We start from the raw sequence: 15,127 nt of genomic DNA on the forward strand, positions 1-15,127 counted from the left end.
GCCCGGGTGCCCCCACCCGCCCGTGCCCTACTGCGGCGCGTATCCCACCGCGGCTTTGGTCTCCAGGAACTCGTCGAAGGCGAAGGGTCCCCACTCGCGGCCGTTGCCGCTGCGCTTGTACCCGCCGAACGGTGCGCTGATGTCGAAGTTGTGGTTGATCGACACCGAACCCGCGCGGATTCTGCGCACCACCGCGCGGGCGGTCTCCAGATCCGCACCCGACACGTAACCGGCGAGCCCGTACTCGGTGTCGTTGGCGATCTCGACGGCCTGGTCCAGATCGTCGTAGCCGAGGATGCACAGCACCGGCCCGAAGATCTCCTCCTGCGCAATCGTCATGTCGTTGCGGACGTTGGCGAACACGGTGGGTTTGACGTAATAACCGGTCTCGAGTCCGTCGGGCCGACCGACGCCGCCGACGACCACGGTGGCGCCCTCATCGGCACCCTGCTGCAGCAGACCCTGAATCTTGTCGAACTGCACCTTCGAGGCCACCGGTCCGATCGCGGACTTGTCGGAAGGGTCGCCGACCTTGACCGCGGCCGCGGTCTCGCGGGCGATCGCGGCGGCCTCGTCCATGCGGGAGTTCGGCACCAGCATTCGGGACGGCGCGTTGCAGCTCTGCCCGCTGTTCACCATCATCACCGACACCCCGGCGGCCACGCTCTTGGCGAAGTCGGCGTCATCGAGCACGATGTTGGGGCTCTTGCCGCCGAGTTCCTGGGTGACCCGCTTGACCGTCGGGGCCGCGTTCCTGGCCACCTCGATGCCGGCACGGGTGGACCCGGTGAAGGACACCATGTCGATGTCGGGATGACTGGCCAGCGCGGTTCCCACGCCGGGTCCGTCGCCGTACACGAGGTTGTACACGCCGGCAGGGACCCCGGCGGCGTCGATGATCTCGGTGAAGATCTGCGCGGAGTAGGGCGCCACCTCGGAGGGTTTGAGCACCATGGTGTTGCCGGTCGCCAATGCGGGGAACACCTTGCAGGCGATCTGGTTGATCGGCCAGTTCCACGGCGTGATCATGCCGCAGACCCCGATCGGTTCCTTGACCACCAGGGTGCTGCCGTGCTGCTCCTCGAACTCGAACTTCTTCAGCGCCTCGATCGCGGTGGCCAGATGCCCCATGCCCATCTGGACCTGGGGACCGGCCGCCAGGGACGCCGGCGCACCCATCTCCTCATTGACCGCGTCGGCCAGGTCGGCGGAACGGTTCTGGTACTCGGCCAGGATCGCTGCCAGCAGGGCCAGGCGTTCGTCCCGAGTCGTCAGCGACCAGGTGGTGAACGCCTTGCGGGCGGCTTCGACCGCGGCGTCGACGTCCGCCGCGCCGCCGAGAGCGATACGCCCGGAGATTTGTTCGGTGGTGGGGTTGTCGACGTCGAGGCTCTTCGGCTCGATCGGATCTACCCACTGGCCGTCGATGTAGAACTTCAGATATTCGCGCATGGCTCCACTCTTCCAGACACTTCCCGCCTCGGGCCGGCTGTGGACGGATCCGCGCCGGCCCTCAGCCGGTTCGGGTGTCCCGGCCGTGCGGTGCCCGCAAGCCGAGAGTGCGACGCCCGGCCGCGATCAGCGCATCACGCAATGCCGCCTCGTCGACGTCACCGAAGTCGGCTCCAGCGGCCGACGCGATCCCCGCCATCACCAGCCCGGCCTTCACCTGTCCGCCCAGCCCGGGTTCGACCTCGGCGAATAGTGCCATCTGGCGTTCGACGACGGCGCCCCACTCGGCGCGGGTACGCAGCAGCGCGACCACGCCGGGGTCGCCGGTGAGCAGTGGCAGCAACTCACGCTGCGATGCGGCCAGCGCGGCGTATCCGACGAGCATGTGGTCGGCGCGGGCGCGGGCGCCGCGGTGCGACTCGGCGGCGTCGACGAGCGCCGTCACCTCGGCGATCAGCGGTTCCATCACCGCGGTCAGGAGCTCTTCACGGGTGCGGAAGTGGTGGTAGATCGCGGACTTGGTCAGTCCGAGCTCCTCGGAGATCATCTGCAACGAGGTGCCGGCGACGCTGTGCCGTTTGAACAGCTCGATCGCGACGTCGATGAGGCGCTGCCGGGTGGGTCCGTTGGATTCGGTCGAGTGTCCGCTCACACGTTGCCTTTCTGGCATTGCTGACATCACACATTCATGGTGACCGATCGTACAGGAAACTACTGTACGTTTGGTCAGGCACAGCTTTACGTTTGGTCAGCAGTTCGGGCAGTGCACCCCAGACGTCGAACCACTGAAAGAGGACCGCCATGTCGATCGACTTCGACCAGAAGGAACGGACCGCGTTCGACCTGTCCAACAAGGTCGTCGTCGTGGTGGGCGCCGGCCAGAGCCCCGGCCCCGGCCTGGGCAACGGGCGGGCCATCTCGATGCTGGCCGCCCGCCACGGCGCCGAGGTGGTCGCGGTGGACCTGAACCCGACGGCCGTGAAGGAGACGGTCGAGCTGATCATCGCCGAGGGCGGCAGCGCCTACGCCGTGGAGGCGGACGTCGCCGACAAGGACGACTGCCAACGCATCTTCGACACGGCGATGGCGACCAGCGGACGGGTGGACGGCATGGTCTACAGCGTCGCGACGAATCCGCCGTTCGACTTCGAAACGAACTCGATGACCCTGGAGAACTTCAACCGTGGCATCACCGTCAACATGCTGGGCTGCTATCACTGCAATCTCTTTGCCGCGCAATGCATGGAGCAGAACCCCGGTGACACCACCGGGAGCATTGTCAACATCTCCTCGATCGCGAGCATGAAGAACGAGATCGGCATGAACGTCGGCATCATGCCCTACGCGCTGGGCAAGTGCGGGCTGAACCAGATCACCGAGATCGCCGCCGTGCAATACGCCGGAGCGGGCATCCGCGTCAACACGTTGATGCTGGGTCCGATCGACTCCGTGCTGGCCAACCGCGACTCGCAATCATTGTTCGGCGTCGACGCCGACGAAGCGACCGAGCGACACAACGAGGTCGTCAAGCTCAAGATGGGCCGGGGCAGCGTCTGGGAATCCGCTTATGCCGCAATGTATCTGCTCGCCGACGAGTCACGGTTCATGACCGGGCAGCAACTCCGTCTCGATGGCGGCGCCACCCTGGTGCGATGACCCACCACGCGGCCCCCGTCGGAGGTCAGGCGACCTGGCTGACCTGCACGGCGGACTCGCCGATGGTGGCCGCGTCGGTACCGATCATGGTGCGCAACAACTTCCGGTGCTCGCGGCGACCACGGTGGTCGGCACGCTCCATGCCGCCCGGCACGGCGAGGGCGGCCACGCTGCGCGCGAGGTTCAGCGGCAGCCGCAGCAGCGGATACCACGGCAGCGAGTGGGATGGCAGGCCCAGGGACTGCACGGCGCGCCGGCCCAGGAATGCACTGGTGATCGAAAGGTGCTGGGCGCGCGCGAGCCTGCGCCGCAGCCCCGGCAGGGTGTCGTAGTGCCAGGCCAGCGGGTCCTCGACCATAGGGACAGCCAACTGTCGGCTTGATTCGTCGGGCGCGGCCAGCGCCGACAGCGTGTGGGCCAGCACGCGGACGCTATCGCGGAAATCCCTTGGCAGCCATTGGTCTTCGACGCCGATCAACCACCCGACGTAGCGGGTGAGGTGGGCGACCGCACTGTACTCGGAGGGCGACAGGATGACTCCCATTCCGACGGCCCCCACGGCGGGCGCGACGAGCGCACCGACCAGCGTCGCGGCCATGTCGGTCTGGTTGACCGGCAGCCCCCACTCGTCGGCGCGCCAGTCGGGCATGGCCGACACGTGCCGACGGACGAAGGAATGGATCAGCCGCACCCGGAGGGTGGATCGGTAGCCGGCGCCGAGGGGTTCGAGCCCGTCTTCGGAGATGACGTCCATGGCCCACTGCATCGTTTCGGCGAACCGCTTGTTGGAACCCTTCTCCAGCGCGCCGGTGCGAATCAGTGTCTTGTTGAACCCCGAGAACTGATAGCCGCCGAGCAGGGACACATCGCGGGCGACATACATGCCGTCGGCACCGCCGCGCCGCAGCGCGCGCTGTCCCTTGCGCACCATGTCGGCGTCCACCCAGTCCGGCGGCGCCTCATATGTGTGAAAGAAGTCGCGCAAGGGTTGCGGGGCGTCCGGAATGCCGGCGATGCCGTCGTGGAGGGCGCGCTCGAACAACGGCCGCGTCTGCTCCATCCCGGTGGCGGCCATCCACTCGACGAGTCGGTCCATCGGCCCGTCACCGACGGTGAGCCGTTCACCGAGGACCTGCCACTGCTGCTCCGTTGGCTTCCTGATCGCCAGGGCCGTCGCGATGGCACGCACGCCCGCCGGAATGGGCCGCGGACGGTCGGGGTGGCGCGTCGGAATGGGCACGTTCATGGCAGGCGTTCTCCCGATCCCTGTTTGACAACGGGTGTAGTCATAACGCTAGACCGGGCGGCGCGGCACTGTCAACGAAGGAATGCGGCGACCACTGCCGGCCGTGCGGTGACACTCAGTGCCGCGCGGTCAGCGGCGCGGCAGCGTGGTGATGTGCACGTGGTCGAAGTGGCCGTAACCGCTGGCCTGCGGACCGGCCGGCGTGTAGTACGTGCCCCGCCAGATCACATCTTGGAGCCCCAGGCGGCCCGCATTCGCCATCGCGAACTCGAGAATCTGGTCGCCGAGCGCGATGCCCTCGGGGCTGCTGTGGTTGGGAATCATGATGTCGATCGCGAGGCCGCGGGGATGCCACGGCTTGGAGTCCGGCCGGACCCCGTCGATGTGGTTGACCTGGGGAAACCGTGCGCTGACGGCGCGGGCGGCCAGGACGGTGTTGGCCTGCAGGCCGGCCTCGTTCGCGACGCCGACCGGCAGCGCCTCCGGGATGTCGATGCGGGCGGCCGCCAGGGACGGCTCGGGCATCGCGACAATTGCCGGGTCTTCGGGCGCGGGCTCATTCGGCGGCGGTGGCGGTGGCAGCGCGCTGTCGATCACCGCCTGCTGTTCGGGGGTCAGCGCCGCGTACTGCGCCTCCGCGGCGGCGATCTGGCGCAGCAGTTCCTGCCACTTGGCCTGCAGGTCCGCCCGTACCGCGGTGGCCTGTTCGGCGGCGGCGCGGGCCTCGGCGGCCGAGCGCTCCGAGGCCTGGGCGGCGGCGCCCGCCTGCTCGCGTCCCGCCCGGTAGCCCTTCATCTGCTCCGCGGTGGTTCTCTCGATCACGCGCTGCAGCGCCAGCCGGTCGATCAACCGTTGGGGCGAGGATGCGGTCAACACCGCCGCCATCTGGCCGTCGCGGCCACTCATGTAGGTCATCGCCGCCACCCGGTCGACCGCCGCCTGATAGGGCGCCAGCTGGGCGTTCGCGGCCGCAAGGGCCTCGAGGTCGGCGCGGTGGCGGTCCTCGGCCGCGGTCTGGGCGGCCAGTCGGGCGTCGGCATCGTGTTGAGCGGCCGTGACGGCCTCGCGGGTCTGCACGGCTTGACTGGACAGTTCGGTGAGCCTGGACAGCGCATCGTCCGCCGGGTCGGCATGCACGTCGGCCATCAACAGCGCCGCCGCCAGCACCGCGGCCGCGGAAGCGCACACCGCTCGCCGAAGTGAGTGGCGCACCCCGGTCATACGGATAGTCACGATCCTTCGCTGCAAGGACCGCTTCAGGCCCAGCTTGTCTACGTCCCCGGACAGGTTACGAACTGGCCATGACGATGTCCACCCACACCTTGGTTCGGTCGCGGCTGAACTCGGTGCGCCGACGCCGCGCGGGGCTACCCTCGATTCGGTGACGGTGTCACGATTTCGCCTGACCCGGCTCTGGGCCGTCGGCACCGTCGTGTTCGCTATCACCGCCGCCCCGGCTTGCGGGCATTCCGCGGCCCCGCCCCCGGCCACCGGTACGCCGACGACGACTGTCGCGACGACCGCGTCGCCGACCCCCGTCGTCGCCGAGGTGATCCCGAGCGGTGACTTCTCCCCCGTGTCCCGGCTCGTCGAGAAGGCGGTGGCCGCGCAGCGGCTGCCCGGCGCCGTGGTCCAGGTCGGACACGCCGGCAACGTCGTGTTCCGCCAGGCCTTCGGCTCGCGCAAGCTGGCCGGCGAACCAGGGTTGGACGGCGCACCTGCCCCCGCGGAGCCGATGACCGAGGACACCATCTTCGACGTGGCCTCGTTGACCAAGAGCCTGGCGACCGCGACCGCCGTCCTGCAGCTGTACGAGCAAGGCCAGGTCCGGATCGATGAGCCGGTGCAGACGTATCTGCCCGCCTTCAACCCGGCCGACGATCCGCGCCGTGCGCGGGTGACCCTGCGCATGTTGCTCACCCACACCTCGGGCATTGCCGGAGACTTGAGTCTGGACGGTCCGTGGGGACTGGACGAGGCCGACAAGGCCCAGGGGATCCGCCGTGCCCTCGCCGCGTGGGTGGTGTTCGATCCCGGAGAGCTCTTCCACTACTCCGACATCAACTTCATCATCCTCGGTGCGGTGCTCGAGCAGCTCACGGGCGAAACCGAAGATGTCTACGTGCACGAGAACGTGCTTGTCCCACTGGACATGTGGGACACGCGTTATCTGCCTGCGACCAAAGCCTGTGGCCCGCACCGAATCCGGGGGACTGCGATCGTCCCCGATCCGAATGGAGCTCAGGTGAACGGCTGCCCGGCTGGCACGTGGAGCACCGACCTGCTGCCGCGCATCGCGCCGACCGCGCTCGATGAGGACACTCCAGGGCTCAACCCCCACTACGGGCATCCGCTGCGCGGGACCGTGCACGATCCGACGGCACGCCGCATGGGTGGCGTGGCCGGCAGTGCCGGAGTATTCACGACCGTGCACGACATGGGCCGGTTCGCGCAGGCGCTACTCGACCGGCTGGCCGGCCGTCCCAGCCCCTTCCCGCTGGCGCGATCGACCGTGGAATTGATGACGACTCCGCAGCAGCCCGCACCGGCGAAACCCGACCTGCGTGGTTTCGGCTGGGACATCGATACCGCGCACTCCGGTCCGCGCGGCAGCGTCTTCCCTGTCGGCAGCTTCGGCCACACCGGGTTCACCGGGGTGACGTTGTGGATGGATCCGGGGTCGAACACCTACGTGGTTGTCCTGGCGAACGTGATCCATCAGCGCGGCGGTCCCCCCGTCACAGCGCTGAGTGGCGAAGTGGCGACCGAAACCGCACGCGCCCTGCATCTGTACGACAACTGACATCCAAGGCGGGACGTTGAGCGCTTTCCTCGACGAGGGCGGGGTAGTGCGTGAGGTCGTGGAGCGCAATTCGCCGGCTTGGAATCCGACCATGGCGCTGGCTCCCGACGACCGCCGCTCCCGAGTCGTCGCTGTCACCGAAATGGGTAGGCAGGCTCGCGGGTGGAATATTCCGTGCGCTGTCGCGATTGAACATCGGATGGAGCCACCACCGAGACCGCAGCCCGAGAGGTATTCCCCGCCATGAACATTCACCTGTTCACCCGCCGCGTGCCCGCCTCGTCATCCGTCCGCAGCCGACGCGTACGAATCCTGTTGCAAGCCTTCGCCGTTAGCGCGGTCGGGGCAGCGGCCCTGCTAGGCGGATCCGGCTCGGCCGCGGCGGCACCGACCGGCATCGCCAGTACCGGCTGCACCGACGTAGAAGTGGTCTTCGCCCGCGGCACGTTCGAGGGACCAGGCATCGGCAAGGTCGGCGCCCCGTTCGTCGAGGCCCTCCGGAATCGGCTGCCCGGCCAGAGTGTCGGGGTCTACGCGGTCGACTACCCCGCCTCGACGGACTTTGCCCGCGCCGCCGACGGCGTAGCCGATGTCAGCAATCACCTCAGCGAGCTGGCCACCCGCTGCCCCAGCACCGATATCGTGCTCGGCGGCTACTCCCAAGGTGCCGCGGTCAGCGCCTACGCCACCAGCGACAGCGTCCCCGCCGGCTACGCGTTGCCCGCCGGCCTGTCCGGGCCGCTAGCACCGGCCGTGGCCAACAACGTTGCCGCCGTGGCGTTGTTCGGCAAGCCGTCCGCCGGCGTCGTGAACCTCCTGCAGCAAGGTGCGCCACCCATCACGATCGGGTCCGCCTTCGCGAGCAGGACCATCGATCTGTGCGCGCCTGGGGATCCGGTCTGCCAGGTGGGCAGCCTCGATCGCAAAGCGCACAGCGCCTACGTCAGCAACGGGATGGCCGATCAAGCTGCCGACTTCGTTGCCCGGCAGATCGCCAGCCGCTGACGCGGCGGCACCACATCCGGCCCGGACAAGAACGCCCATGCTCACCGCAGACCTCGCCGTCACGCCGGGCCGAGTTGCGCGGCCAGGTACGGCGCCGTGCGGCTGAGTTTGTCGGCGGCCACCACCGCCGGTGTGCCGGCTACCACGACGGTGCCGCCGTCGTCACCGCCGCCGGGTCCGAGGTCGATGACGTGGTCGGCTCCCGCCACCACCGACATGTCATGCTCGGCCACCACGACGGTGTTGTCGGCGTCGACGAGGCGGTGCAGCTGCGTGTGCAGCAACTCGACGTCGGCCGGGTGCAGGCCTGTGGTGGGTTCGTCGAGCACGTAGAGGGTGTGGCCGCGTTTGACCCGCTGCAACTCCGTGGCCAGCTTGATGCGTTGCGCCTCACCGCCGGACAGCTCGGTCGCCGGTTGTCCCAGCCGCAGGTATCCGAGCCCGACTTCCCGCAGGGTCACCAAACTCCTTGCCGCGCCGGGCAAGTCGCTCAGAAATTCGGCTGCCTCGTCGACGGTCTGCGCCAGCACGTCGGCGATCGTGTGACCCCGATAGGTGATCTCCAGGGTCTCCGCGGAGTAGCGCGCGCCACCACAGGTCGGGCAGGTGGCGTAGGTGCCCGGCAGAAACAACAACTCGACCGCCACGAACCCCTCGCCCTGGCAGGTGGCGCAGCGCCCCGCGGCGACGTTGAACGAGAAGCGGCCGGCGCTCCAGCCCCGCCGCCGCGCTTCGGCGGTGTCGGCGAATCGTTTACGGACGGCGTCGAAGAGCCCGGTGTAGGTCGCCAGGTTCGAGCGTGGGGTGCGTCCGATCGGTCGCTGGTCCACCGTGATGAGACGGTCGATCAGCTCGGCGCCGTCCACGCTCACCCCGACGCTGGAGTCGACGTCGATGTCGAGGAGTTCGGCATCGCCGTCGGCGGCGTCCTCCGCGAGTTCGACGGATCCACCGAGCCGGCGGGCCATCACGTCGCCGAGCACCTTGCAGACCAGCGTCGACTTGCCCGACCCCGACACCCCGGTGACGGCCACGAACGAGCCCAGCGGGATGTCGACGTCGACGTCGCGCAGGTTGTGGAAGGTGATGCCGCGCAACCGCATAACGCCGCTCGGCGGGCGGGCGGTGCGTCGGGCAGCGGGCCCCTCGGCGAACAGGTAGCGCCGGGTGACCGACGCTTCGATGTCGGCCAGGCCGGCCACGGCCCCGCTGTAGAGCACGTCCCCGCCGAGCTCACCGGCACCGGGGCCGACATCGACGATCCACTCGGCGCGGCGCACCACGTCCATGTCGTGCTCGACCACGAACAACGAGTTCCCGGCCCGCCGCAGCCGATCCAGCACCTCCAGCAACGGTTCGGCGTCGGCCGGATGCAGTCCGGCCGACGGCTCGTCCAGGACGTAGAGGACGCCGAAGAGCCCGGCCCGCAGCTGCGTCGCCAGCCGCAGCCGCTGCAACTCACCCGGCGAGACCGTGGGCGTGCGGCGGTGCAGGCTCAGGTAGCCGAGCCCCAGATCGACCAGCACGGCTATCCGGGCCACCAGGTCGGCGGCGATCATGGTCGCCACCTCGGTGAACTCACCGGACTCGGTGGATTCGTAGGCCGCGGCGAACTCCGTCCTGGCCGCGGCCGGGGCCAGGACATCGGCGAGCGCCGTCAACGGCAGCGACACCAGGTCCGCGATGGTGCGCCCGGCGAAGGTCACCGCGAGCGCTTCGGGCCGCAGCCCGGCGCCACCGCAGACGGCGCAGTCGGCGCTGTGCACGAACTGCAGCACCCGACGCCGCATCGTCGCGCTCTGCGAGTTGGCCAGCGTGTGGCGGACGTGGCGCTCGGCGCTGGAGAAGGTGCCGTTGTAGTAATAGTCAGCGGTGACCGGATGCCGGCTCGGATCGATCTCGACGGTGGGCTGATCGTCGGTGAACAGGATCCAATCCCGGTGCCGCTTGGGCAGTTTGCGCCACGGCTTGTCGATGTCGTAACCAAGCGTGATGAGGATGTCTCGCAGGTTCTGCCCCTGCCAGGCGCCCGGCCAGGCGGCCACCGCGCCGTCGCGGATGGTCAGCGACGGATCGGGTACCAGCGTCTGCTCGGTGACCTCGTGGATGCGGCCGAGGCCGTGACACTCCGGGCAGGCGCCGATCGTGGTGTTCGGCGAGAACGCATCGGAGTCCAGCCGCTCGGTGGCGCCGGGCGGGTAGGTTCCGGCACGCGAGAACAACATGCGCAGCAGGTTGGACAAGGTGGTGACGGTGCCGACCGTCGACCGCGACGTCGCGGTGCCGCGGCGCTGCTGCAGCGCGACCGCCGGCGGCAGGCCGGTGATGTCGTCGACCTTCGGGGCGTCCTGGGGCAGCAGTAACCGCCGCGCATACGGGGCCACCGATTCGAAGTACCGGCGCTGGGCCTCGGCGTAGACGGTGCCGAACGCCAGCGAAGACTTGCCGGATCCGGACACCCCGGTGAACACCACGAAGGAATCGCGCGGTGCCGCGACATCCACGGCGTTCAGGTTGTGCACGCGGGAGGCGTAGACGCGGATGAACGGGTCCGGGCCCTGCCCGCCCACACCGCTACCGTCGTCCACCTGAGCCATTGTGTACGACCGCCCTGCCGCCGCGCCCGAACCGTAATGAATAAATTGCCTAGGGTGGGGTAACCGGTGGGCGCAGCGTTGCCCCGCTCCCAGGATCTGTTTGGAGGACACTCATGCGCCGGCGGTTTATCAATCGGGCGATGACGACGACGGCGATCGCCGCCGTCTTGATGCTGATACCCGGCTGTGGGGCGCAGGTCTGGGGTATGCCTGCGGCCGGCGAGAATGCACCGCACGCCCCCGTCGTCGTCCCGCAGGCCCCGCCTCCGGGACAGCCCCAGGTGCCACCGGCACCGACGGCGGAGGGTCTCGACATCCGGGTCCGTCAGGCCGGCGCCGACGCGGCCGCCTCCGGGGCCGATGTCGAGATCGTCGTGCTGGACCGCAGCACCGGCCAGCGCTTCGCCAGCGGGTCCAACAAGCCCTTCCCCATCGCGTCCGTGGTGAAGCTGTTCATCGCCGACGACCTGCTCCTGCAGGAGTCGGAGGGCAAGACTGAGCTCTCCGCCGCAGACCGCAAGTCGCTCGAGATCATGCTGCGCTCCTCCGACGACAGCGCGGCGCAGCTGTTCTGGGACCGCAGCGGCGGAAACGCGATCATCGGACGCATTGTGGCGCGCTACGGGTTGGCGGGCACGACGGCGCCGTACAACGGACACTGGGACGTGACACAGAGCACCGCTAGCGATCTCGTGCGCTATTACGACATGTTGCTGAACGGCGCCGGCGGGCTGCCACCCGAGCAGGCCGAGGTCATCATCGGCAACCTGGCGCGCTTCACCCCGACGGGCAATGACGGGTACCCGCAGCGGTTCGGTATCCCCGACGGTCTCTACGCCGAGTCGGTGGCGGTCAAGCAGGGCTGGTTCTGCTGCTGGAACGGCGGCAACCAGCTGCACATGTCGACCGGGATCATCGGACCCGACCGCCGCTACGTGATGGCCGTCGGCTCCCTGGACCCCACCGATGAGGCCACCGCCCGTGCCAACATCACGCAGGCCGTCAAGACGATGTTCCCCGGCGGCAAGGTTTGACGTCGCCGGCATGAACCGCGCTCAGCCGGTGAAACCCTCCCCCGTGCTCGACCGGTCGTGGTGGCTGTAGGTCAGCGGGATCTGTCGGCCGCGGGCGATCTTGTTCAGCATGCCGATCCGCGCGCGGGCCGCCGCACCGGACTTCTTCTTGCGCTCCCGAATGGGGTTGGAGAACGGCAGCCTGTCGGTGACCATCGCGATTCCGACGTTGAGCCGGGTGAAGTTCGTGAACATCCGCACCCGGCGCTCGAAGTTGTAGCCCAGCGGCTCGAAGAGCGTCCCCGCGACCATCGCCTCGATCTGCCGATACCCGAACACGACTCCAGCCGGGGCCAGCGCGATGGTCGCCGTGAGCTGGTTGGCGTAGCGAGCCACCAACTTCTTGACCAAGTCGGGCTGGGTTTCGGTCAGGGTTTCGATGTGGGCGGGACCGGCGATGGCGTCGACGAGTTCGGCCCGCCACGGCGACGGGTTGCCACCCCTGGCCAGGACGTAGTTCAGTGACTTGATGAGCTCCACCCCGTCGGCGGAGTGCAGTCGCTCGGGCGCACCCCACAGGCGCCCGGAGTATGTCGAGTACTCAGCCAGGTCGTCGAGTTGTTGGCGGGTCAGTTTGCGCCCGAACGCGTGATCGACGAGTCGTCCGAGCAGCATCCCGCTGCCGAAGCCGAGCAGCGAGGTCACCGGAATAGGCTCACCGAACTTGAGGTAGACCTGGTCGCCCCACTTGCGCCGCAGCCCGCGGCTGACGATTGCGTGCATCAACCGCACTCGCACCACGTCCTGGAAGGCTTCCGAGTGCCGGTCGAAGATGTCGGGCAGGGTGAACTGCGCGAACACCCGCGCCGTCTCGATGAAGCGGCGCGGGCCATCGTCGGCGAACCGCCCGGTGGCTCCGGTGGATGCGGAGATGTCACCGGTCATCGCAGTCTCGTAGAACGCCCAGCCCTGGATGATCGTGGTGGCGGCCAGCGTGCTCGACATCGCCAGCATCCGGCCTCGTTCGGCCGCGACGAGATCGAACTGGTCGGCCAGGGTGTCGAGGTGCTCGAAGAGTTCGACGAACTCCGGCGGCGGATTCTCCAGCGTGTCGATACCCTGCGTCAAAGCCTGCTCGAACAGCGCCCGGCCCTTTTCTGGACCGAGGCGCTCGAACGCGTCCGCCGCACCGATCATGTGTTCGTCGGCCTGCCAGAAATAGTCATCACGCATGCGGGTGATGTCGTTCGGTTCAACCTCTTTGTCGATATCGATCCACTCGCCGAACATGAACTCCCGCATGTGCCGCCACTGGGCGGCGAAATGGTCACGTCCGGGCGGGATGGGTCGCAGCGGCTTATCGGGGTGGTCGCGTCGATTGAACTCGACGTCCTCGAGCAGGATCGCTGGACGCGTACCGGTCACGGTCATCAATCGGGTCCAATCGCAGAAGTACAGGGCACTGATTGCGACGCTATCGCAGATAGGCGGTTATGTGAACCGTCATTCCGCACCTGATACGGAATCCGTGCAGGTGACGCGGGGTGCTTCGGTTGCGCTCGGTGGGCAGCCGAGCAATGCGATCGCGGATCGACCCGCTGCTCTTAGACTGACGCCGTACCCCGAGTCACTGGCATCTGGTGGAGGTGAGAAGTGTGGCCGCTGCCTTCCCCGACGCCGCCGAGCTGGAGCGCGTACTGGACCTCGCGGCGCGCGCCCCTTCGGCCGGCAACACCCAGCCCTGGCGCTGGCACGTCGACAACCGGGGCGTGCAGTTGTTCGCCGACTGGCCCCGCCGCCGCGGTGACACCGACTCCGATCGGCGCGACGTCTTCCTGAGCTGCGGCGCCGTGCTGCACCACTGCGCGGTCGCGTTCGCCGCCGCCGGCTGGTCGAGCCGGGTCCATCGCTTCCCCGCGGACGACGTGCTGGCGTCATTCGAGTTGGACCCGCAACCCGCCGGTGATGGCAGTCGCGAGTTGGCTGACGCGATTGCGCTCCGTCGGGCCGATCGGCGGCCCTATAGCGGCTCGCTGCCTGCCGGCACGGTCGAACTACTTGTCATGCGTGCGCAACGCTTTGGGGTGCAGCTGTCCGTGGTGCCGACCAGTCGATGGACCAGGATCGGCGCGACCGAATTTGCGCTGCGCTACGCAGCTGGTGCCGACCAGCACGACGACGACCAGGCCGCGATGCTCGTGTTGGCGACCGACACCGACAGCGACCTGATGCGGCTGCGCGCCGGCGAGGCACTGAGCCACCTGACGCTCTCGGCCGCGGCCCTCGGACTCGCCACCTGCCCCTTGACGGAGCCGCTGCGGGATCCGCGCAACAGCCTGACACTCGCGTGCGAGATCTTCGACGGCGACGCCTACCCGCAGGCATTGATCCGGCTCGGGCAGCAGTCGGACGGCGATCCGCTGCCGCCGCTGGAACGGCGGTCCGTCGCGGAGACAACCACCTTCGCGCTCCAGTAGGGCGATGCCGGAACCCCCTATTTTCCAAGGAGTTCCGGCACCGCCGCCGGCGTCAGCTTGCCAGGAATGCGTCGATCTGGTTGATCGCCTGCGTCGAACCCTCTTCGACGCCCATCTCGAGCACCTGCTGCAGGCCTTCGGCCGTCTCGTACCTGCTGACGTAGGTGACCCGGGTGCCGCCGTCGCCGACCGCCTCGAAGGTGTAGACGCTGTGCGCGACCGGCATGTCGCCGGCCGGCTTCAGCTCGTCGTCGGCGAACCCGTCTTCGAAACTGAAGCTGCGCGGCTCGTCGACGGCGGTGACGCTCCAATAGCCGCCGTACTTCTCGCCTTCGGGTCCGGTCATGAAGTACGTGACGGTGCCGCCCGGCGTGAGCGCATGCTCGACCACGGTGGCCGGGTACTCGGGCGGACCCCAGATTCTCTCCAGCTGCCGCGGGTCGGCGTAGATCTGCCAGACCCGCTCGACGGGCGCCGCGAACTCCGCGGTGATCGTCAGGGTGAGGTCGTCGATGTTTTTGCTGATGTTGGTGACAGGCATGGTTATTCCTTGCTGAGTAGGTCGTCAATGCGAGCGATGCGGCCGCGCCAGACGTCTTCGAGCTCGGTGAGCATCGAGGCGACTGATCGCACGGCCTCCACATCGCCACTCGCCAGCTGCTCTCGCCCCTGGCGACGCTTGGAGATCAGGCCTGCCTTCTCCAGCACGGCGACGTGTTTCTGCACCGCGGCGAAGCTCATGTCGTAGTTCGCCGCCAGCGCGGTGACCGAGTGTTCCCCGGCCAGCACCCGACGCAGGATGTCCCGCCGAGTCCGGTCGGCCAGGGCGTGGAAGAACGCGTCCGCGCTGTCCTCGTCCCGATCGGTCACAGCACTAA

Annotated in this window: 13 protein-coding genes; 5 read left to right on the forward strand and 8 right to left on the reverse strand. The window is 68.4% G+C overall.

Annotation, left to right across the window (positions count from 1 at the left end):
- Positions 1 to 27: 27 nt before the first annotated feature.
- Positions 28 to 1,452 (reverse strand): aldehyde dehydrogenase family protein, encoded by a 1,425-nt coding sequence (locus RCP80_RS25240; protein WP_308480296.1) that lies wholly within the window; start codon positions 1,450 to 1,452, stop codon positions 28 to 30.
- Positions 1,453 to 1,513: 61 nt separating this feature from the next.
- Positions 1,514 to 2,122, reverse strand: coding sequence for a TetR/AcrR family transcriptional regulator (locus RCP80_RS25245; RefSeq protein ID WP_308480297.1), 609 nt, complete (start codon positions 2,120 to 2,122; stop codon positions 1,514 to 1,516).
- Between the two features lie 131 nt (positions 2,123 to 2,253).
- Here RCP80_RS25245 and RCP80_RS25250 point away from each other — a divergent pair, with 131 nt between their 5' ends.
- On the forward strand, positions 2,254 to 3,108 hold the full coding sequence (locus RCP80_RS25250; protein ID WP_308480298.1) for an SDR family NAD(P)-dependent oxidoreductase: 855 nt from the start codon (positions 2,254 to 2,256) through the stop codon (positions 3,106 to 3,108).
- 25 nt (positions 3,109 to 3,133) lie between these two features.
- Here the strand turns inward: RCP80_RS25250 and RCP80_RS25255 are convergent, their stop codons facing one another.
- Positions 3,134 to 4,354: an oxygenase MpaB family protein gene (locus tag RCP80_RS25255; RefSeq protein ID WP_308480299.1), complete on the reverse strand. Its 1,221-nt coding sequence runs from the start codon at positions 4,352 to 4,354 to the stop codon at positions 3,134 to 3,136.
- Between the two features lie 129 nt (positions 4,355 to 4,483).
- Positions 4,484 to 5,575 carry a VldE C-terminal domain-containing protein gene (locus tag RCP80_RS25260; protein ID WP_308483014.1) on the reverse strand — a complete coding sequence of 364 codons (1,092 nt, stop codon included), beginning with the start codon at positions 5,573 to 5,575 and terminating at the stop codon, positions 4,484 to 4,486.
- 160 nt (positions 5,576 to 5,735) lie between these two features.
- Between RCP80_RS25260 and RCP80_RS25265 the strand changes: the two genes are divergently transcribed.
- Complete coding sequence (locus RCP80_RS25265) at positions 5,736 to 7,157, forward strand: serine hydrolase domain-containing protein (RefSeq protein WP_308480300.1); 1,422 nt, start codon at positions 5,736 to 5,738, stop codon at positions 7,155 to 7,157.
- 243 nt (positions 7,158 to 7,400) lie between these two features.
- The gene (locus tag RCP80_RS25270; protein WP_308480301.1) at positions 7,401 to 8,162 is read left to right on the forward strand and encodes a cutinase family protein; all 762 of its coding nucleotides are present in this window, start codon (positions 7,401 to 7,403) and stop codon (positions 8,160 to 8,162) included.
- Between the two features lie 59 nt (positions 8,163 to 8,221).
- Here the strand turns inward: RCP80_RS25270 and RCP80_RS25275 are convergent, their stop codons facing one another.
- Positions 8,222 to 10,750: an excinuclease ABC subunit UvrA gene (locus RCP80_RS25275; RefSeq protein WP_373693411.1), complete on the reverse strand. Its 2,529-nt coding sequence runs from the start codon at positions 10,748 to 10,750 to the stop codon at positions 8,222 to 8,224.
- A gap of 122 nt (positions 10,751 to 10,872) precedes the next feature.
- Between RCP80_RS25275 and RCP80_RS25280 the strand changes: the two genes are divergently transcribed.
- Positions 10,873 to 11,793, forward strand: a complete 921-nt coding sequence (locus RCP80_RS25280; RefSeq protein ID WP_308480302.1) for a serine hydrolase — start codon at positions 10,873 to 10,875, stop codon at positions 11,791 to 11,793.
- A gap of 21 nt (positions 11,794 to 11,814) precedes the next feature.
- Here RCP80_RS25280 and RCP80_RS25285 read toward each other — a convergent pair whose 3' ends face one another.
- On the reverse strand, positions 11,815 to 13,203 hold the full coding sequence (locus tag RCP80_RS25285) for an oxygenase MpaB family protein (protein ID WP_308480303.1): 1,389 nt from the start codon (positions 13,201 to 13,203) through the stop codon (positions 11,815 to 11,817).
- Between the two features lie 224 nt (positions 13,204 to 13,427).
- Between RCP80_RS25285 and RCP80_RS25290 the strand changes: the two genes are divergently transcribed.
- A complete protein-coding gene (locus RCP80_RS25290; RefSeq protein ID WP_308480304.1) occupies positions 13,428 to 14,249 on the forward strand; it encodes a nitroreductase family protein in 822 nt (273 codons plus the stop codon).
- A 52-nt stretch (positions 14,250 to 14,301) separates the two neighbouring features.
- On the opposite strand, the gene RCP80_RS25295 is transcribed toward RCP80_RS25290, so the two are convergent.
- Both RCP80_RS25295 and RCP80_RS25300 read right to left on the reverse strand, forming a co-directional pair.
- Positions 14,302 to 14,790, reverse strand: coding sequence for an SRPBCC family protein (locus RCP80_RS25295; protein WP_308480305.1), 489 nt, complete (start codon positions 14,788 to 14,790; stop codon positions 14,302 to 14,304).
- 2 nt (positions 14,791 to 14,792) lie between these two features.
- Positions 14,793 to 15,119, reverse strand: a complete 327-nt coding sequence (locus RCP80_RS25300) for an ArsR/SmtB family transcription factor (protein ID WP_308480306.1) — start codon at positions 15,117 to 15,119, stop codon at positions 14,793 to 14,795.
- Positions 15,120 to 15,127: the final 8 nt, after the last annotated feature.

Source organism: Mycolicibacterium sp. MU0053 (genome assembly GCF_963378095.1).
Taxonomy (GTDB): domain Bacteria; phylum Actinomycetota; class Actinomycetes; order Mycobacteriales; family Mycobacteriaceae; genus Mycobacterium; species Mycobacterium burgundiense.

Bases quoted from the DNA above. Each gene is read 5' to 3' on its own strand.
- RCP80_RS25270 (WP_308480301.1), top strand. From the start codon at position 7,401: ATGAACATTCACCTGTTCACCCGCCGCGTGCCCGCCTCGTCATCCGTC.
- RCP80_RS25250 (WP_308480298.1), top strand. From the start codon at position 2,254: ATGTCGATCGACTTCGACCAGAAGGAACGGACCGCGTTCGACCTGTCC.
- RCP80_RS25285 (WP_308480303.1), bottom strand. From the start codon at position 13,203: ATGACCGTGACCGGTACGCGTCCAGCGATCCTGCTCGAGGACGTCGAG.
- RCP80_RS25260 (WP_308483014.1), bottom strand. From the start codon at position 5,575: ATGACCGGGGTGCGCCACTCACTTCGGCGAGCGGTGTGCGCTTCCGCG.
- RCP80_RS25240 (WP_308480296.1), bottom strand. From the start codon at position 1,452: ATGCGCGAATATCTGAAGTTCTACATCGACGGCCAGTGGGTAGATCCG.
- RCP80_RS25280 (WP_308480302.1), top strand. From the start codon at position 10,873: ATGCGCCGGCGGTTTATCAATCGGGCGATGACGACGACGGCGATCGCC.
- RCP80_RS25245 (WP_308480297.1), bottom strand. From the start codon at position 2,122: ATGCCAGAAAGGCAACGTGTGAGCGGACACTCGACCGAATCCAACGGA.
- RCP80_RS25255 (WP_308480299.1), bottom strand. From the start codon at position 4,354: ATGAACGTGCCCATTCCGACGCGCCACCCCGACCGTCCGCGGCCCATT.
- RCP80_RS25295 (WP_308480305.1), bottom strand. From the start codon at position 14,790: ATGCCTGTCACCAACATCAGCAAAAACATCGACGACCTCACCCTGACG.